We start from the raw sequence: 17,707 nt of genomic DNA, 5'->3' as shown, positions 1-17,707 counted from the left end.
CCAACGCGACGGCGGGCGCCGCACCGCGAGGCCAGGGCCGACCAGGCCAGGGCCGCAGCCAGGTGCGAGGAGGTGCGTGCCGCCACGTCGCCCAGCCTGGGAGCCGGGCTAACCGCAGCCACACCGTATGACATTTTTTGTCACCTCAATATGACTCATTCTGACACAACTTGACACTAATGATCGCGACTTGTATCCTTCTTCCATGAGGTACGCGACCCGGCTCAACTCCTTCATCGTTGACGGAGACGTCAGGGCGGCCCTGCGAACGGTCGCCGGCATCAAAGGTGTCACTGACGTTGACCTCAACTACCCGGAACACTTCGACACGCTCGACCCGGTAGAGATGAGAAGCCTCCTTGACCGGCTGGGCCTGCGTACCAACTCCGTGGCCATGCGCTATCGCGACGACTTCGTCAACGGCGAGCTCACCAATCCGGACCCCTCCCTGAGACGGCGCGCCGTCGACCTCACCCGCGACGGCATCGAGGCGGCCCGGGTGCTGGGCTGCGACCTGGTGACCATCTGGCAGGGCTTCGACGGTACCGACTACGCGTTCCAGAAGGACTACGCGGCAGACACCGCGCTGATCATCAGCACCTTCCAGGACCTGGCGGACTTCGCGCCGGACGTCAGGCTCAGCATCGAGTACAAGCCCTACGAGGAGCGGGTCCACGCCCTGATCCCCTCCCTGGGCTCCACCCTGTACCTGCTCGACCGGATCGCACGCCCCAGCGTCGGCGCCACCGTGGACTTCGCCCACATGCTCATGGCGGGTGAGGCCCCGGGCCAGGGGGCGAGCCTCCTGCTCGCCGAGGACCGGCTCTTCGGTGTCCACCTCAACGACGGCAACAACGCGCACGACGACGGGCTCATGGTCGCCTCGGTCCACCCCTGGGAGACGGCTGAGCTCCTCTACTACCTCTTGCGCTACGACTACGACGGCGTCATCTACTTTGACACCTTCCCCCGCCGCGAGGACCCGGCCCGGGAGGCGCAGGCCAACATTGCGACGACGAACACCCTGGTCGAGCGCATCACGGCCTACGGGGTCGACCGTATCCGCGAGATCACCGCATCCAACGACGCTATTGCCGTGCACGGCCTACGCCTGGCCCTGCTCGGCGGGTCACCGTGACCCGCTCTCCCACGACGACGTGAAGGAGGAACCATGGACGCACCAGCACAGGCCGCCAGCGGCAAGGACGGTGTTCTTGTCGTCGGCAGCATCAACGACGACCTCATCGTCTTCCAGGACCGCCTGCCACGACGGGGCGAGACCCTTGTGGGGCACCACCTGAGGGAGTCCTTTGGCGGCAAGGGCGCCAACCAGGCGGTCCAGGCCAGCAGGATGGGTGCCCGGGTCAGCCTCGTCGGGGCTGTCGGGCAGGACCTGCGCGGCCGGTCCTGCCTGGAGAACCTGCGTGAGGAGGGGATCGAGTGCCGGGTCCGCACAGCGCAGGAGGACACCGGCGTCGGCGTGGAGCACATTGTCGACGGCGACGTCTTCGCCACGATCGTGCCTGGGGCCAACGCCCGCGTGGACCCCGAGTGGGTCACCTGCCAGGAGGACCTCTTCCGTACCGCCTCCGTGGTTGTGCTGCAAAACGAGATCCCGGCCGAGTCCAACGTGCAGGCCGTGCGCCTGGCCCGCCTCCACGGCGCCCGGGTGGTCTACAACGCGGCCCCGGCACGTGCTGCCGACCCGGCCATGATGCGCGAGTGCGACTACCTCGTGGTCAACGAGGAGGAGGCCCAGCACTACCTCGGCTCCCGTATCACTGACCTGGACGACCCGCAGGAGACCGCACGGGCGGTCACGGCCCTGCGCCACCTGTCCCCCGGCGTCATCATGACGCTGGGTGAGCGTGGTAGCCACGTCGCTGTCAACGGGGAGGTCCACCACGTCCCGGCGGTTCCGGCCCAGGTCGTGGACGCCACCGGGGCCGGCGACTCCTTCGTCGGCGCGTTCGCCGCCGCGCTCGACGGTGGACGCGACGACCTCGGTGCGGCGATACTCGCCTCGCACGTCGCCGCGAGGACTGTCACCGGGGCTGGCGCGCAGACCAGTATGCCGAGGTACAAGGACCTTTCCGATGAAGCAGTTCGAGCGCAGGGAGGCGATTCTCACCCTGCTGCGTGAGACCAGCGGTGTCGTCTACATCGACGACCTGGTCGCGCAGACGGGAGCCTCCCCGTCGACCGTCCGCCGAGACCTGCGTACCCTGGAGACCGCAGGTGAGCTTACCGCCCTGCGCGGGGGTGCCGTGCGGCTCAATGAGCGCATGTCCGAGCTCCCGGTGGCGGCCAAGGAGCTGATCAATATCCATGAGAAGCGGGCCATCGCCACAGCGGCAGCTGATCTGGTCGAGGACCGCGACACGATCTACGTCGACTCAGGGACCACGACCCTGCAGGTCCTGCCCCTCCTCAGGAATGTCCGCGTCCACGTCGTGACCTCCAACACCCATGTGCTCGCGCTACGGCTCGACCCCCGGATCCAGGTCACGATGCTGCCCGGCGACTACCTCGCTGACACCGGCTCGGTGGCCGGAGCGCTGACGGACCGTGTCCTGGAGGACATGTTCTTCGACAAGGCCTTCATCGGGGCCAACGGATGTAGCCGCAGGGCAGGCGTGACGACCTTCGACCTGCGTGAGGCCAACAAGAAGCGGCTGGCCCAGGAGCACAGCGGCGAGACCTACGTGCTGGTGGACCACACCAAGCTCGGGGCCACCGCCCTGTGCCGCGCCTTCGACCTGTCCCAGTGCACCGTCATCTGCGACCAGGACGACGAGCTGCTGGCCGCAGCCAAGGGACGCGTCATCGCCGGGAAGGCGGCCGAGGAGGACAGCCAGGCCAGCCGCCGTCGCCGGGAGGAAGCACGCGTCGCACCCGGGGACGCCGGGACGGGCTGAGGGCGCCGTCGCGGCGGAGCCTCAGCCCGCGCTGCCACGCCCCGCAACGGGAGGGCCTGACACAAGGCCTCAAGATGACAAGAAGTGACGTTTCTTGACAATTTCAGTCATGTGCTCCTACCATCGTGACACGAGCAGTTCACTCTCACAACGAGGTGAAGGAGCATCATGCTTGAGAAGATCGGCCTACCCCCAGCCTGTTCTGGGATACGTCGGCCTGACCCTGTTCATGGTCGGTGACGGCGTGGAGCAGGGCTGGATATCCCCCTATCTCGTGGATCGTGGGGTGAGCGTGACCGACGCCGCCTCCCTCATCACCGTCTACGGCGTCACCGTGGTGATCGCTGCCTGGCTGTCCGGAGTCCTGGTCCAGACCCTCGGCCCCGTCGGGTCATGACTGCGGCGACCGTGGCCTTTACGGTCGGCAGCATCGGGTTCATCGGGGTCGGGGTCCCCACCCTCAACTGGCCCGTCATGCTTGTGTTCTACGCCGTCAGGGGGATCGGCTACCCCCTCTTCGCCTACTCCTTCCTGACCTGGATCAACTACAGCGCCCCCCTGAGGAACCGTGGCCTGGCCGTCGGCTGGTTCTGGTTCATGTTCTCCCTGGGACTGAGCGTCATCGGCCCCTTCTACTCATCGGTCACCATCCCCGTCATCGGCCACATCGGTGTCCTGTGGACCGGTCTAGCCTTCGTCCTGGTCGGCACCGTCGTCGCCGTGATGCTCAACCGCGACCAGATCCCAGCCCACGAGATCCACGACCTCAGCGCAGGCGAGCTGCTCAAGGCGGTGACCCTGCTGCGTCGCCCCCGCATCTCGATCGGGCTCGTGGTCAAGACGGTCAACGGACTGGGCCAGTACGGACTGGCCGTATTCATGCCGATCTACCTCGCCTCCTTCGGCTACTCGACCACCGAGTGGCTGCGCATGTGGTCAGCCGTGTTCACCGTCGCCATCTTCGCGAATCTCTTCTTCGGCTATGTCGGCGACCGGGTCGGGTGGCGCAACACGATCCAGTGGGTAGGGGGCGTCGCCTACGCCGTTGTGCTCGTCGCCGTCTACTACGCACCTGAGGTAATCGGTCACAACCCCGCGCTGATGACCGTCATCATCTGCATGTGCGGGGTCACCATGGCCGGGTACGTCCCCCTGTCGGCCCTGTTCCCCATGCTGGCCCCCGACAACAAGGGAGCAGCGATGTCGATCCTCAACCTGGGTGCCGGCCTGTCCACCTTCGCGGCCCCGGCCATCGCGGGCCTGCTCTTCGACCGCTTCGGAGCGGGCGCGGTCCTGTTCACCTACGCGGGCTTCTACCTCCTCAGCGCCGTTCTGACCCCCTTCCTCAAGACCCCCGACGAGCTGGCCGGACGCACGAGGAACGAGATGAGTCTCGCGCCAGAGCCCTCCCAGCCCGCCTGAACGGACAGCCAGCGCGGCCGCGCGGCCGCAGTCAGCCCTCGCCCTGCTCCTGCTGCCTGCGCCAGCGGATACCCGCGTCAACGAAGCCGTCAATGTCGCCGTCGAACACGGAGTCCGGGTTGCCGACCTCGTAGCCGGTCCTCAGGTCCTTGACCATCTGGTAGGGGTTGAGGACGTAGGAGCGCATCTGGTCCCCCCAGGAAGCCTTGACGTCCCCGGCCAGCTCCTTCTTCCTGGCGTCCTCCTCCTGCTGCTTGAGCAGCAGGAGGCGGGACTGGAGGACCCGCATGGCGGCAGCACGGTTCTGGATCTGGGACTTCTCATCCTGCATGGAGACCACCAGGCCCGTGGGCAGGTGAGTGATGCGCACGGCAGAGTCGGTGGTGTTGACGCTCTGGCCCCCGGGTCCGGAGGAGCGGAACACGTCCACACGGATATCTGACTCGGGGACGTCGATGTGGTCGGTAGACTCGATGAGCGGGATGACCTCCACCGCGGCAAAGGACGTCTGGCGGCGGCCCTGGTTGTCGAAGGGGCTGATGCGCACCAGGCGGTGGGTGCCGCCCTCCACGCTGAGCGTGCCGTAGGCGTAGGGGGCGTGGACCTCGAAGGTCACCGACTTCAGACCGGCCTCCTCCGCGTAGGAGGTGTTGAGGACCTTGACGCCGTAGTCGTGGCGCTCAGCCCAGCGGGTGTACATGCGCAGCAGCATCTCGGCGAAATCCGCCGCGTCCACGCCTCCGGCCCCGGAGCGGATGGTGACCACCGCGTCACGCTGGTCGTACTCCCCCGACAGCAGGGTGCGGATCTCCAGCTCGGCCAGGTCCGCGCTGATAGCGGCCAGGTCCGCCTCCGCCTCTGTGAGGATCTCCGCGGCGTCCTGGCCCGGCTCCTCACCGGCAAGCTCGACCATGGCCTCCAGGTCGTCGATACGCTCTCCCATCTTCTCCACACGAGCCAGGTCGGCCTGGGCATGGGACAGGGCGGAGGTCACCACCTGGGCGGCCTCCGGGTCGTCCCACAGGTCGGGAGCGGAGGCCTGCTCGGAGAGGTCCGCGATGCGTGCGCGCAGCTCCTCAGGGTCGCTGACCGCGGCGACAGAGGCGTAGGTGTGTCGAAGTCGTTCGATCTCGGAGGAGAAGTCAGTGGCCACGGAGGAAGTCTACGGCACCCCTCCTACCCGCCCCGGGCAGGCTGCCTCGGCCGCCCACGGGCAGGTCCCGGTCGGCGTCCTCGTCTCCGGTAGACGCGTGCGAGGCGACTCGCTGAGGTACAACGTCTCCTCCTGCACACGCTCCGCCTCCCTCACGGTCGGCGAGGTCGGGAGTCGGCGAGGTCGGGAAACGTCCTAGGACGTGTTGCGAGAGCCCGCTGGGGGTCTTCCCGCCCCTGACCGGGCCCACAGTGCTCCGCGAGACCCACCGCTTCCTCAAAGACGCACCGATTCCCACAGATGGCTGGCGTGCCAGTCGTCCTGTGAGGAATCGGTCCTGCTGTGAGGATAAGGACACCCCTGTAAGGAATCGGCAGGTCTCGCGAGGACTGCGCGCACCTGCGCCTTCTCCCACTGACGTCCCACGGCCTGTGACGCCTGCGGGCCTCAAGGCGGCCAGGGCAGCTAGGGCTGCGTGGTCACCCGCGCGGACCCCGTGGCCGTGATAGTCAGTCCCGCCTCGGGAAGAATTCCCCAGGGCGGGAGGAGCGGACGGGTGCGTGCCCTCAGTGTGACCACGGCCAGGGAGCCGTCCACCGCCTCAGCCGTGACAACCTGCACCCCGTCCAGCCCGGCTACCGCAGCCTGCGCCGCTACGTCAGCACGGGCGGCAGCCTCCACCCCCGCCGTGGTGATGACGACAGGCCCCTGCCCCGCCGCTGCGCTACCCTCGGCGCCACTGGATGCCTCGCCGTCCTCATCTTCTGAGCCCCGGTGTCTCCTCTGGCTGCCTTCCCGGTAACCCTGGTAGTAGGACGTCTCCTCCACACCGCTGGCACCGGCGGCAGCGGCGGAGTCTGCCAGAGCGGTCAGCGTCTTGGTGTCGAGGTAGACAGCAGTGGCTGAGGTACCGACCAGCAGGAGCGCCAGGACAAGCACCACGGTCCCGACCCCTAGGACCAGGACCTGCCCGTGCTCCTGGTCGCGCAGGCGCCGCGACACCACCCCTGGCAGCACACCTGGCAGCACTCCCAGCAGCATCCACGGCGGTGTCCTCGGGCGGTGCGGGCGCAGCGACAGCACTCTCAATGGCTGGGTCGGGCGCACTACTCCTCCTGGTCCGCAAGACTGACGGAGCGCCGGGCCTCCACGGCCACGGCCTCACGGCCCAGGCCGACCGTCGCCAGGCCAGGCAGCGGCACACGGGCCTCCACGGTGACCACGACCCGCTCAGAGCAGTCGGACACGCAGCTCAGCGACAGGGCCGTAGCCGGGTCGGCATCTATCCCCTGGTCCGACAGGGCCAGCCCGGCTGCGACACGCGCCCGGCCGACCGCCTGCGAGGAGCCGTCCACCTCCAGGACCCGGCTGGCCGCATCGGCGGCGGAGACAACGGCGAAGGAGGCCGCCTGCACCTGGGCGAGCACCACCAGGAGGTAGACCAGCGGCAGCACGATGACCGCCGTCCAGCCAATGAACTCCACCGAGGCGCTGCCGCCTTCCCCCGCCGTCCCCGCTGGGGACCGCGACAGGGACTGCGACCCGCACCGCGACACGGACCGTGGCCCAGGCTGTACGGACTGCGACAGGCAGGAGGCCCGGATTCCAGGGACGCCCCGATAGCCTGCGGCGCGCCGCAACGGGTACAGGGCGCTCACCTCTGCTCCTCAGCTCCCACGAGGGAGGCTTCGTCAACAGCGTGCCCGGTCACGCCCACCACCCCTCCCGGTCCCACGAGGCCGAGGAGCGGCAGGGGTGCCGTCACCCTCACCTCCACGACCACGAGGTCATCGACCTGGTGACGGGTCATGGCGACCTCCTGGACGTAGCCCTCCGCCAGGGCGGAGTCCACCAGGCTGCGTACCCGCTGCTCCGCCTCCTGCCGCGTGCCGCCGACCAGGGCCGCTCGCCGCGCTCCCTCCCCGGCGGCGTCAGTGAGAACGTTACGCACGTGCAGCCCCAGGGCCAGCTGGAGCAACGAGGCCGCCACCGCCAGGACGAGCGCGCCCACCATGACGAAGTCGGTCACTGCCGAGCCGCTCTCGCCCGGCCGCCAGCAGCCGACCCACCGTCGAGGGCCGCTACAGCGTGCAGACGCCGGGAGGCAGCGACACGGCTCAGACCGCACCGGTGACCCGCCCGATCGCGTCGACAAAGACCTGGGTCAGGGTCGGTCCTGCCACGGCCCACAGCGCGACGACAAGCCCCGCAGTCATGAGGGTGACCAGCACCCAGCCGGGAACGTCGCCCCGCTCCGGGCCGCAGGGACCCGGGTCGTGGCCTCTCATCAGAAGGCGCCTGGCCAGGAGACGGACGATGCTGCTCATACGAGCTCCTCTCTCGCAAGGATCAGGGACAGTGAGGAACAAGGAAAAGCGAGGAACAAGGAAAAGTGAGGAACAGAGAAGAAACGGGGATGCACAGGGAGCAACAGAGACGGGGACGGGTACCGGCGGGGCAGTGGGCATCCTGGGCGCCCTTCGCGCCGGTGGCGGCGCCTCACAGGCCCAGCCTCAAGACAGCCACCCCGGGGAACAGGGCGAAGGCGACGGTGACCGGCAGGACCAGGAAGACCACGGGAACCATCTGGGCGATCTCCCGCTTGCCGCCCTCCTCCATCAGGTTGCGCCGAGCCGCCTCACGCACGTCCGTGGCCTGGGAGCGCAGCACCTGTGCCAGAGGCGTGCCCCGCTCCAGGGCGACAGCGACCGCCTCGCACAAGCGGGTGACGTGCAGCGAACCAACGCGCGCCTCCAGACGTTCCAGCGCCGTGGTCACCACAGTCCCGGAGCGCACGTCCGACAAGGTGTCAGCCAGCTCCTCGACCAGGTCCCCCTCCCCCAGGGCCACCACGCGCTCGATCGCGGAGACAGGTCCCTGGCCTGCACCGACAGCCAGGGCCAGCAGCTCGACGACGTCGGGCAGCTGGGCCTCGATACGACGACGTCTGCGCTCCACCGCCTGAGACAACCACCAGTCGCGCGCAGCGGCCCCGCCCACGCAGGCCAGGAGGGCCAGCACCAGGAGCGCGGGGACGCTGACCGGACGGGTCAGGGCCAGGAGGACACCCGCCCCTACCGTGGCGACGAGCCCGGCACACGCCCACACCAGTTGCTGGAGGCGCAGCTGCTCCACAGTGAGGGTGGAGCCGCTGCGAGCAAGGCGCGCGCGCACCGAGGCCGAGGAGGACCCCAGTGACTCCATCACGCCGCTGAGACCGACGAGTCGGCCCAGCAGGACGGCGCTGACCGTCTGGCCCCGGCCGTCGTGGTAGGCAGCGGGACGCAGCAGTCCTGAGGTCGCTGGCCGCTGGTGCACGTAGGGCTCCAGCCTCGCCATGAGGGTGGGGGTCCTGCGCCCGCAGGCGCTCAGGACGTACAGGGCGCCTGCGCCAGCCAGCGCCCCGGACACGCACCCAAGCAGAAGGTGGCTCATCGCAGTGTCCTCTCCTCCTCCGGCAGGCGTCCCAGCCTCAGCATGAGCCGATAGGCCAGGACCGACACCAGCCCCCCGACCAGGAGCACCATCGCCCCAGCCGAGGTGGCGTAGGCCGCCGCTGCCTGGGTCCGGGTCGACAGCAGGGCCAGGACAAGCCACGGGGCTGCCACGGCGACCCGGGCACCGTTGACGGTCCACGACTGACGGGCCTCCAGCTCACCACGGGTGCGCATGTCCTCACGCAGCATGCGCGACAGCGAGCGCAGGAGCGCCCCCAGGTCCGTTCCACCCACCTCGTGGGCCAGACGCAGGGCCTCCACAATCCGGTCCGCCACCGGGTCGGCAAAGCGGGCCTTGAGCAGGTCCAGGCAGTGGGTGAAGCGGGCCGTAGCCGCGTAGTCGGCGGCAAAAGCCTGGAACTGGGGCCGCACCGCCTCAGGGCCTCGCTGCCCCAGGTTGGCCAGTGCCTCGGGCAGGCTCATGCCCGCCCCCACCGCGGACACGAGGGTGTCCACCGCCTCCGGCCAGGTCTCGCGCAGCCTGGCCCTCCGGGAGCGGGCACGCGCGGAGACCAGCACCGTCGGCGCGGCCGAGCTGATGACCGCGAAGGCCACCGCGACCGGCCAGGCCCGGGAGGCCCCCAGGAATGCCAGGCCGACGGTGGCGCCCAGGACCAGGCTGCCGACCAGGAAGGTGGCGGGGCTGGTGCGCCCCGCACCCGCCTGGACCAGCAGGTCCGCCAGGTGCTGGGACCGTCGTGAGCGCCACCGGGGGACCTCGGAGGTGCAGGACAGCCACACCAGCACCACGCCCACGCCCGCCATGAGTCCCGCGACCGCCCCCATCAGGACCGTGCCCCCGTCACGGAGGGGACCCCAGGAGCCAGGAGAGAGGAGAGGTCGATCCCCTCCCGGGCGTAGCGCTGCTGGTTGGCGGGCGCCCCCGGCCCTCGCACCAGGACTCCCTGGGCGTCACGGTGATAGATGTCGGACAGCTCGACGACGCCGTTCTCCACCCGTCCGGACAGGCCAGCCACCTCCCGCACCGTGCGCCGCCCTCGGGTGTCCAGGTCCAGGTGCACCACCAGGTCCACGGCGGAGGCCACCGTAGGCAGCACGAAGCCGCTGGAGACGTTGTCCCCGGCCAGCAGGGGCAGTGTGCACAGCTTGACGACCGCCTCACGGGCCGAGTTGGCGTGGATCGTGCACATGGAGGGAAGCCCGGAGTTCATGGCGATGAGCAGGTCCAGGGCCTCCGCCTCGCGGACCTCGCCGACCAGCAGCCGGTCGGGACGCATGCGCAGTGCCTCCTTGACCAGGCGGCGCAGGGTGATCTCCCCCGTCCCCTCCAGGCTGGCGGGCCGGGTCTGCATGGCCACACAGTCCCTGTTGCCCAGGGCCAGCTCGAAGACCTCCTCACAGGTGATGACCCGCTGCCCTGCCGGGATCGCACCAGCCAGCGCCCGTACCATGGTGGTCTTGCCGGCCTGGGTGGCTCCGGAGACCAGGATGTTGAGCCCGGCCCGGACGGAGGCGTCGAGGAAGGCGGCCGCCTGGTTGGTCAGGGACCCTAGCCGGACCAGGTCCGAGACCCGCCACACCCTGGCCCCGTGCTTACGGATGTTGACGGCCCAGTGCCGGGAGGTGATCGGGGGGATGACGACGTGGAGGCGCTCTCCCCCGGGCAGCTGGGAGTCCACGAAAGGGGCCGACAGGTCCAGGCGGCGCCCCGAAGGGCGCAGCATCCGCTCCACCAGGACGTGGAGCTCCTCGCCGTCCAGGATCGTCGTGGTCAGCTCCGGCCTGCCCGAGCGGGCCACGAACACCCGCCCCGGGGCGTTGACCCAGATCTCCTCCACGGAGTCGTCGTCAAGGTAGCCCTGGAGCGGCCCCAGCCCAGCCAGGCGGTCCACGGCACGCGCCCGGGCCGCATCCGGGTCGACCAGGGGCGGGACAAGACCTGCGTCGGCCCGGCGCAGGTAGTCGGCGCAGGCCTCGGACACGAGGCCGTCCAGCCTCGCGGTATCCCTGGCCGGGTCGACGCCGCGGGTGCGGACGAGCTCGCGGATCTCGGTCAGCAGGAGGTCAGCAGCGTCCATGGGTGTCTCAGCCTCTCTGTCCAGGCTTGTGCCCGAGCCCGTGCCCGAGCCTGGTCTGTCCGGGGACAGCGGGCCGGGCAGGCCGCCCCGGCGACGGGTCACGCAGCCCACCCCGGCACAGCGCTTGCAGCGCAGCCAGCACAGCCAGTACGGGCACGGCGTCGCCGTCACCAGCAGACAATAGATCATCAGCACCCAGGGCACCACTCTTTATCCCGGCTTGTGGAAAATAATTGTCCCACCATGCACTGATCCGTGGGCACGCCCGGCAGGAGCAGGAGGCGGGCACAGAGCCGGCTCCGGGCGACCCGGAGCCCCCACCCGGGTGAGCACGCGACGGCACTCGGCGCGCGCCACGCTCCTCGCCCCCTCCCTGCCGCTCGGGCGGGCGCAGGCGGTGCACGGCGGGTGCGCACAGGCTCGACGAGGCCGGAGCGGGCGGCTCCGGGCCAGTTCTGTATAGACTTCCCGGCGTGAGTGCGCACGATGGCAACGAGGGCAGGGTCTCGCTGCCCGGCGGCCTGGTGGTCGGGGCCGACGGCCTGGTCCGGCCCACGTGGGCGGCAGCCAGCCAGCTGGAGCAGGACTACTACGACCACGAGTGGGGCAATGAGGTCCACGACGAGTCGGGAGTGTTTGAGCGCCTGAGCCTGGAGGGGTTCCAGGCGGGGCTGAGCTGGGTGGTCATCCTGCGCAAGCGACCGCACTTCCGGGAGGTGTTCCACAACTTTGACCCGGAGAAAGTGGCTGCTTTTGACAGCTCAGATGTCGATCGTCTGGCGGCCGACCCGGGTATCGTGCGCAACCGTCGCAAGATCGAGGCCGTGGTCTCCAACGCGGCAGCGGTGCTGGAGCTGCGCACCGAGGGCGGCCTGAGCGCCCTGGTGTGGTCCTACCGTCCGTCCCAGCCTCACCGACCGCTCAGCGGCGAAGAGGTCCCGAGCACCTCGCCGGAGTCGGAGGCCTGCGCCAAGGAGCTGCGCCGCCGCGGGTTCCGGTTTGTCGGCCCTACCACCGTCTATGCCCTCATGCAGGCGATAGGCATCGTCAACGACCACGTGGTCGGCTCGCACCGCCGTCCGCACTGACACACGGCTCTTCCTGCCCCAGCCGGTGGCGCACGGGCGCGGCGGGCCGTGAGTACGCGGGCTGTCGCCTACGGTTGGGGCATGCCTGAGCCTCCGCAGTCACCAGACGCCCCAGAGGACGCCGCACCCGTCCCCGGGTCCGGTGAGGCCACTGCGAGCACCGAAAGCACCAAGAGCACTAGCAACCCTGGAAACAAGCCTGGAAACACTGTCACCACTGGAAACATCAAGAGCGTCAGGAAGACCACGGGGGGCGCCAGGACCCACGACTCCCCGCCTCTCCCCCGCCCGGGCACGTCCTGCCGCCCCCCGCTCGGCACTGGCGCTGGCGGCCTTGGCCACCGTGGCGGTCCCGAGCCTTCATCCTGCACGCCTGGCCCTGCCCCAGACCCGTACCTCCGTGCTTCAGGTAGTGGGCGTCATCGATACCAGGGGCCGCCACTGGGAGGTCATGGAGGCACTTGACGCCGCCGCCGGAGCGGCTTTGGAGGCAGAGGCGGAGATCCTGCGCCGCGTCGGAAAGGTGGCAGACTCCGGTCTGGTGTCCTTCGACGTCTCACGCGCAGCCGGGTCGCTGCGCAGCGACGAGGCGCACGTGCAGGTCCGCTCCCACATTGAGGGCCGCCCCGTCCAGATTCCCTCCCTACGTCCCGGGCCAGGGCTATCAGCAGGCCTGGGCAAGGCCCTGGGCGAGCTGCACGAGATCCCGACCTCGGTGGTGTCGGAGTCCGGCATGCCCGTCTACGACGCAGAGGAGGTGCGGGAGCGTTGGCTGGCTGTCCTGGACGACGCGGCTGCCACGGGCAAGGTGCCTCCGGCACTCCTAAGCAGGTGGGAGGAGGCGCTGGAGGAGACAGCGTTGTGGCGGTTCCGTCCCACGGTCGTCCACGGGGACCTGGCGGAGGAGAACATCCTGGCTGCGGGGGGCAGCGTCGTCGGGCTGCGGGGGTGGACCCAGGCGCACGTGGGAGACCCGGCGGAGGACATGGCCTGGGTCTACTCCACGGTCCCGGTAGACTGCCTGAGCTCCATCGAGGACGCCTACGACGTGGCCCGCAGCGAGGGCGTTGACAAGCACCTGCGTGACAGGGCCGAACTCGTCAGCGAGCTGAGCCTGGCCCGGTGGCTGCTGCACGGAACACGTGTCGGGGACCCTTCCGTGGTGGCAGACGCGGTGGATATGCTCAGGGACCTGGCCGCCCAGGTTGGGGACGAGCCGCTTGTCGAGCCGACGACCCCCCGGCTGGCCCCGGTGCCGGGAGAGAGGCAAGGCGCCGACCCGGATGCCTCCACCAGCCCAGTCACCATGGTCCCCGTGGACTCGCAGAAGGACTAGAGAGCCGGTCCGCACACTCCCCTATGCCGTGAGAGAAGGCGGTTCCAACCGCCTGATGAGCCAGTGACGAACGAATAAGGTCAGTACCTATGGTTGTGACTATGTCAGTGAAGAGCACAGCACACGCAGGACGGTCATGAGCAGGGGCAGCGACGTGCCTGTCGGGGGAGCTCGGTCTGGGAGGACATCACCAGTGCCGTGGACGCCAGCCCTGCCCATCTGGCCATCCTCCCCTCCACCACGAAGCGGGGTCGTGACATCGCAGCCCGTCTGGGCCTGACCGAGAGCTCCACGCTGGGGGCGCTCCTCCACCACTGCGGCGGAATCCTGGTCGACCACGGCCGTCTACGGATCCTCGCCGCTGGCAGCGGGTCGCTGCCAGACGTCCTGACCGCCAGCAGGTCCCGCAGAGGTGTCCTGGTCGTGGGTCACGACGCCTTTGGCGGGCGCTTCGCCATCGACGCCGGAGGTCTGGGGGTCGGTCACGGCCAAGTCTGCTACTTCGGCCCGGACACGCTGCACTGGAGGGGTACAGGTATGAGTCACGGTGCCTTCGTGCGCTGGGCCATCGACGGCGGTAGCGAGAGCTTCTACGCCTCCTGGCGGTGGCGAGGGTGGGAGCAGGAGATCGGTGCGTTGCGCCTGAACCAGGCGCTGAGCACCCAGCCCCCTCTGTTCTCCCGCGAGGGGCGCAATATCAGCCTGACACGGCGCAAGCCTGTGCCCTTCGACAAGCTCGTCGCCTTCCTGGAGGAGTCAGCCCACCCGCGGGCAGGTAGCTAAGCTACGGCTGGGGCTGGCACAGGTGCCGGGGCCTGGCTCAGTACGCTGGCTGGAGCCAGGGTCGCCCCATCCTGCAGCCAGCCTGAGCGCCGCCCAGCTGGTTGCCAGCCCGCGCGGCGCTCAGCCAGCCTGCCCGCCGCCAGGCTCCCCGTCGCCAAGGGACAGGGCTGCTGCGATCTGGTCCAGGCCCAGCAGGTCGGCAGCCGCCAGCTCCTCGACGCTGCCGTCCTGGACGTAGACGTAGGCGGCTCGCACGCGCTCCACGCTCACGCCCTGCGACTGTGCCCACGCGTGGACGTAGACGCTGAGCTGGTCCGCTGCCACGCGTCGGCTCCCTGTCTTCCAGTCGACGACAAGCCACTCGGGCCCGGTGCTGCGCCTGAAGACGGCGTCGATACGGCACCGCAGGGTGGTTCCTGCCACCGTGAGCTCCAGGGCGGCCTCGGAGGCGGCCAGCACGTATCCCTCCAACAGCGGCAGCTCCTGGACAGTGGCCAGCCAGCGCTCCACCTGGACCCGGTCCTCGTCGCTGAGCGTGCGGGGAGCACCGACCTCCTCCAGGCTCAGCAGGCTGCCGCGCGCGGCCAGCTGACGGGAGACCATCTCGTGGAAGACGGTGCCCAGGCGTCCTGCCGCCTGCGGCTGGGCAGGCAGGGGTCTGCGCAGGTCCAGGGCGAAGGTTTCCGGCTCGTGCCTGAGCCGGTCCAGGCTGGTGGCGGCGAGGTGGGCCGGAAGACGCACACCGGGCGGTGCGCCAGCCACCTGGTCCCGCTCGGCCAGGAGAAGCCGCGCCTCCTGCCACCACCGCGTCACGACAGGATCCTCCCCCACCCGGTCCTCCGCCTGCGCGGCGGCGTCGCCCACGCTAGGGAAGACCCTACGGGAGGATGAGCTCGCAGGCGCCTGGGCCACCAGTGCCCCGGGGCGCGTCGAGCCCGCCTGGCGCACAGCCTGTGCGGCCGCGCGTCGCGCCCGGGCCACGGGGTCCTCGGGGTGGGTCTGGGGCCACGGGGCGGTGACCACCCGCTCCAGGAGCGGGTTGACGGCCTGAGGATCCGCCTCGGTCAGCCCCTCCCCGTAGGGCGTGACCAGGTCACGGCGTACCAGCTCGGCCAGGTAGCGGGACCGGGGACGCGGGGTCCTGCTCCTCCCGGACAGGTGGCTACCGGTCAGTAGGATGTCGTGACGGGCCCGGGTCAGGGCCACGTAGGCCAGACGACGCTCCTCAGCCAGGGTGTGGCGTCCCAGCGCCAGCCTGTAGCGCAAGAGTGCCTCCTTGACCTCCTCGACCTCCTCCTTGCCCACGGCCGAGGAGTCGTAGGCCGCCAGGTCAAAGGGAGGCAGGGTAGCGGCGTCGGCCCGCAGGGGGTAGGGAAGCTCCCCGACCCTGGTCATCCAGGACCACTCCGCTACCGACAGGTCCTCCTGGGGCCTGGCGGCGTAGCCGGGAAAGGTTCCCTCGCTCATGCCCACGACCGCGACGCAGTCCCACTCCAGCCCCTTGGAGGCGTGGATCGTGAGGACCTGGACAGCTCCGGGCTGCGGGTCGGTCTGAGGCGCTTCCAGGCCGTCCTCCTCCTCCTGTGCCACGTCCAGCCACTGGAGGAAGCCGGCCACCGTGGGGGCCTGCGTGTCCTCGACATAGCTGAGCGCGGCGGCCCGGAAGGCGTCCACGGCCCGCGCCCCCAGGGGGTTGGCAACCCTGGCGGCCACCTCGATGTCCAGGTCCAGGGCGCGCTCGGCGGCCTCGACGACCTCCGGCAGGGGCAGGGACAGCGCCGCACGGACACGGCGCACGGCGCGGGCCACCCGGTCACAGGCCTGGGCGCCCGCAGGTGTCATGCCAGGTGGGGGGACGACAACGCCCTCGGCGTCAGCCCGGCGCGCGACGGCCTCAAGTGCCTCGGCCAGGAGGGGCTGGCTGCCCGGTGAGCGGGCACCCTCCCCGGGCTCCCCTCCTGCGTGCCCGGGACCGCGGTCTGGAGGGGTACCACGGCCCCCCCGGGCCAGGAAGCGGGCGCTGTCGGCCAGCGCCCGCAGGTCGCCGGCGCCCAGGCCCGCGCCTGTGAGGAGCCGCATGAGGCGGTCGCCGCGCTCGGGGTCGGCGGCCACGGTGATGACAGAGCGCATGTCGGCGACCTCAGGGAGGGTAAGCATGCCCCCTAGGCCCACGACCTGGTAAGGCACACCGCGAGCCTCCAGGGCCTCGGCAATGACCGGGAAGGCGGAGCGCACCCGGGCCAGGACCGCCAGCTGGGCCTGGGGGTGCCAGCGCTGCACCATGAAGTCGGCAACGGCGTGCGCCTCTGCCAGGGAGTCGGACAAGTAGGCCGCCGTGACCAGTCCCGGGGCGCTCTCACCGGGCCGTGGGCTCAGGGGCTCTACGGGAACGTGGGACACCTGCGCGTCACCGGGCTGGTTACTGGCGGCACGCAGCGGGGCGGAGACGGTATTGGCCGCGTCCAGGATGGCCAGGTCATTGCGCCAGGCGATGGACAGCGGGAGCACGGGGGCCGCCTGGTCCGGGCTGGCACCTGCCTGGACCTTGGCCCAGCCCTCGGGGTTGAAGGCCGGGTGGAAGGAGTCCAGCGCTGCTGCCGAGGCTCCGCGCCATCCGTAGATTGCCTGGTTCGGATCGCCCACGGCCGTCACGCCACCGTCGCGGAAAAGGGCGGACAAGAGCCGGATCTGGGCCACGGAGGTGTCCTGGAACTCGTCCAGGACGACGGCGGGAAACCGCGCCCGGACCTGGGCCACGACCTCAGGGGACTCCTGGGCGATCCGACAGGCCAGCGCGACCTGGTCCCCAAAGCTGACCAGGCCGTGGCGGCGCTTGTACTCCCGGTAGTCGGCCACGGCCTCCAGCATCCCCAGCCGGTCCCTGCCACGGGAGGCAGCCTCTCCGAGAGCCGACTTGAGCCCGCGCACCTCCGCCAGGCCTTCAAGGAGCCCAGTGAGGTCCTCCATCTGCTCCGCAGCCTGCTCCACAGTCAGCAGGTTCTCCGACAGGGCCGCGTCCAGACGCAGCAGGACCCGGGTGGCCGAGGCCAGCCGCTCCACCGGTAGCGGGCTGGTGCGGGCCTCCAGAAGGGAGGAGGCGATCTGCCAGGCGCGGGCGTCAGTGACCAGGATGGAGTCGGGGTCGGCTCCGACCCTCAGGCCGTAGTCGCGCACCAGGGAGCCGGCAAAGGCATTGTAGGTGGTCACGGTGGGCTCGGGGTCGTCGCCGTGGGCACCGAGCCCGCGCGAGGCTAACTGCTCCAGACGGATGGACAGCCGTCCGGCCAGCTCGGCGGTGGCCTTGCGGGTAAAGGTCAGACCCAGCACCTGGTCAGGACGTACCTGGCCGCGGGCCACCAGGTAGACCACCCGCTGGGTCATGGTGGCAGTCTTACCGCTGCCGGCCCCGGCCACGACCAGCACCGGGGTCAGGGGTGGGTGATCACCCGGGACTGCTGGGGGTGGGCGCGG

Annotated in this window: 17 protein-coding genes and 1 pseudogene; 9 read left to right on the top strand and 9 right to left on the bottom strand. The window is 70.0% G+C overall.

The genetic code is table 11. The annotated features are described in order from the left end of the window. Positions 1-205 precede the first annotated feature (205 nt). The 5 genes from D5R93_RS04310 (at position 206) to D5R93_RS04295 (ending at position 4,340) form a co-directional block, all read left to right on the top strand. On the top strand, positions 206-1,138 hold the full coding sequence (locus tag D5R93_RS04310) for a sugar phosphate isomerase/epimerase family protein (protein ID WP_119835785.1): 933 nt from the start codon (positions 206-208) through the stop codon (positions 1,136-1,138). Between the two features lie 33 nt (positions 1,139-1,171). Next, on the top strand, positions 1,172-2,143 hold the full coding sequence (locus D5R93_RS04305; protein ID WP_119835786.1) for a ribokinase: 972 nt from the start codon (positions 1,172-1,174) through the stop codon (positions 2,141-2,143). Further along, a complete protein-coding gene (locus tag D5R93_RS04300) occupies positions 2,097-2,918 on the top strand; it encodes a DeoR/GlpR family DNA-binding transcription regulator (RefSeq protein ID WP_119835787.1) in 822 nt (273 codons plus the stop codon). Before D5R93_RS04305 ends, D5R93_RS04300 begins: the two co-directional genes overlap by 47 nt. A 172-nt stretch (positions 2,919-3,090) precedes the next feature. Continuing rightward, positions 3,091-3,315, top strand: a complete 225-nt coding sequence (locus D5R93_RS13505) for a hypothetical protein (protein WP_205570094.1) — start codon at positions 3,091-3,093, stop codon at positions 3,313-3,315. Continuing rightward, the gene (locus D5R93_RS04295) at positions 3,312-4,340 is read left to right on the top strand and encodes an MFS transporter (protein WP_205570093.1); all 1,029 of its coding nucleotides are present in this window, start codon (positions 3,312-3,314) and stop codon (positions 4,338-4,340) included. The genes D5R93_RS13505 and D5R93_RS04295 overlap by 4 nt, the downstream gene beginning before the upstream one ends. Before the next feature lie 31 nt (positions 4,341-4,371). Here D5R93_RS04295 and prfB read toward each other — a convergent pair whose 3' ends face one another. Then, complete coding sequence (prfB, locus tag D5R93_RS04290) at positions 4,372-5,493, bottom strand: peptide chain release factor 2 (protein ID WP_119835789.1); 1,122 nt, start codon at positions 5,491-5,493, stop codon at positions 4,372-4,374. On the opposite strand from prfB, the gene D5R93_RS13150 reads away from it, so the two are divergent. Beyond that, positions 5,486-5,692: a hypothetical protein gene (locus D5R93_RS13150; protein ID WP_162933828.1), complete on the top strand. Its 207-nt coding sequence runs from the start codon at positions 5,486-5,488 to the stop codon at positions 5,690-5,692. The two genes, prfB and D5R93_RS13150, sit on opposite strands and share 8 nt — an antisense overlap. A gap of 266 nt (positions 5,693-5,958) precedes the next feature. On the opposite strand, the gene D5R93_RS04285 is transcribed toward D5R93_RS13150, so the two are convergent. The 7 genes from D5R93_RS04285 to D5R93_RS04255 all read right to left on the bottom strand — a co-directional run bounded on the left by D5R93_RS04285 (position 5,959) and on the right by D5R93_RS04255 (position 11,029). Then, positions 5,959-6,600 (bottom strand): glycosyltransferase, encoded by a 642-nt coding sequence (locus D5R93_RS04285; RefSeq protein WP_341466844.1) that lies wholly within the window; start codon positions 6,598-6,600, stop codon positions 5,959-5,961. Further along, entirely contained in the window at positions 6,600-7,151 is a 552-nt protein-coding gene (locus D5R93_RS04280; protein ID WP_243106942.1) for a hypothetical protein, read from the bottom strand. Before D5R93_RS04280 ends, D5R93_RS04285 begins: the two co-directional genes overlap by 1 nt. After that, the gene (locus D5R93_RS04275) at positions 7,148-7,522 is read right to left on the bottom strand and encodes a TadE/TadG family type IV pilus assembly protein (protein WP_243106941.1); all 375 of its coding nucleotides are present in this window, start codon (positions 7,520-7,522) and stop codon (positions 7,148-7,150) included. The genes D5R93_RS04280 and D5R93_RS04275 overlap by 4 nt, the downstream gene beginning before the upstream one ends. An 88-nt stretch (positions 7,523-7,610) precedes the next feature. Continuing rightward, positions 7,611-7,820: a hypothetical protein gene (locus D5R93_RS04270; RefSeq protein WP_119835792.1), complete on the bottom strand. Its 210-nt coding sequence runs from the start codon at positions 7,818-7,820 to the stop codon at positions 7,611-7,613. A 172-nt stretch (positions 7,821-7,992) separates the two neighbouring features. Next, a complete protein-coding gene (locus tag D5R93_RS04265) occupies positions 7,993-8,928 on the bottom strand; it encodes a type II secretion system F family protein (RefSeq protein ID WP_119835793.1) in 936 nt (311 codons plus the stop codon). After that, positions 8,925-9,776, bottom strand: a complete 852-nt coding sequence (locus tag D5R93_RS04260) for a type II secretion system F family protein (RefSeq protein ID WP_119835794.1) — start codon at positions 9,774-9,776, stop codon at positions 8,925-8,927. The genes D5R93_RS04265 and D5R93_RS04260 overlap by 4 nt, the downstream gene beginning before the upstream one ends. Continuing rightward, positions 9,776-11,029, bottom strand: coding sequence for a TadA family conjugal transfer-associated ATPase (locus tag D5R93_RS04255; RefSeq protein WP_119835795.1), 1,254 nt, complete (start codon positions 11,027-11,029; stop codon positions 9,776-9,778). The genes D5R93_RS04260 and D5R93_RS04255 overlap by 1 nt, the downstream gene beginning before the upstream one ends. A 473-nt stretch (positions 11,030-11,502) precedes the next feature. On the opposite strand from D5R93_RS04255, the gene D5R93_RS04250 reads away from it, so the two are divergent. The 3 genes and pseudogenes from D5R93_RS04250 to D5R93_RS04240 form a co-directional block, all read left to right on the top strand. Further along, a complete protein-coding gene (locus tag D5R93_RS04250; protein ID WP_205570092.1) occupies positions 11,503-12,117 on the top strand; it encodes a DNA-3-methyladenine glycosylase I in 615 nt (204 codons plus the stop codon). A gap of 343 nt (positions 12,118-12,460) precedes the next feature. Beyond that, complete coding sequence (locus tag D5R93_RS04245; RefSeq protein WP_423243316.1) at positions 12,461-13,453, top strand: phosphotransferase; 993 nt, start codon at positions 12,461-12,463, stop codon at positions 13,451-13,453. A 180-nt stretch (positions 13,454-13,633) separates the two neighbouring features. Beyond that, positions 13,634-14,236: pseudogene (locus D5R93_RS04240) on the top strand (DUF2625 family protein); the annotation flags it as partial. A gap of 120 nt (positions 14,237-14,356) precedes the next feature. Here D5R93_RS04240 and D5R93_RS04235 read toward each other — a convergent pair. Further along, the gene (locus D5R93_RS04235; RefSeq protein ID WP_243106940.1) at positions 14,357-17,617 is read right to left on the bottom strand and encodes an ATP-dependent helicase; all 3,261 of its coding nucleotides are present in this window, start codon (positions 17,615-17,617) and stop codon (positions 14,357-14,359) included. Positions 17,618-17,707 lie beyond the last annotated feature (90 nt).

The organism is Actinomyces lilanjuaniae, from assembly GCF_003606385.1.
Taxonomy (GTDB): Bacteria; Actinomycetota; Actinomycetes; order Actinomycetales; family Actinomycetaceae; genus Actinomyces; species Actinomyces lilanjuaniae.
The sequence above is the reverse complement of the archived record's forward strand: the minus strand, read 5'-3'. Positions and strand labels throughout refer to the sequence as shown.

Excerpts from the sequence above, each read along its gene's own strand:
- D5R93_RS04310 (WP_119835785.1), top strand. The coding sequence starts at position 206 with ATGAGGTACGCGACCCGGCTCAACTCCTTCATCGTTGACGGAGACGTC.
- D5R93_RS04305 (WP_119835786.1), top strand. The coding sequence starts at position 1,172 with ATGGACGCACCAGCACAGGCCGCCAGCGGCAAGGACGGTGTTCTTGTC.
- D5R93_RS04300 (WP_119835787.1), top strand. The coding sequence starts at position 2,097 with ATGAAGCAGTTCGAGCGCAGGGAGGCGATTCTCACCCTGCTGCGTGAG.
- D5R93_RS04295 (WP_205570093.1), top strand. The coding sequence starts at position 3,312 with ATGACTGCGGCGACCGTGGCCTTTACGGTCGGCAGCATCGGGTTCATC.
- D5R93_RS04270 (WP_119835792.1), bottom strand. The coding sequence starts at position 7,820 with ATGAGCAGCATCGTCCGTCTCCTGGCCAGGCGCCTTCTGATGAGAGGC.
- D5R93_RS04265 (WP_119835793.1), bottom strand. The coding sequence starts at position 8,928 with ATGAGCCACCTTCTGCTTGGGTGCGTGTCCGGGGCGCTGGCTGGCGCA.
- D5R93_RS04260 (WP_119835794.1), bottom strand. The coding sequence starts at position 9,776 with ATGGGGGCGGTCGCGGGACTCATGGCGGGCGTGGGCGTGGTGCTGGTG.
- D5R93_RS04255 (WP_119835795.1), bottom strand. The coding sequence starts at position 11,029 with ATGGACGCTGCTGACCTCCTGCTGACCGAGATCCGCGAGCTCGTCCGC.
- D5R93_RS04235 (WP_243106940.1), bottom strand. The coding sequence starts at position 17,617 with ATGACCCAGCGGGTGGTCTACCTGGTGGCCCGCGGCCAGGTACGTCCT.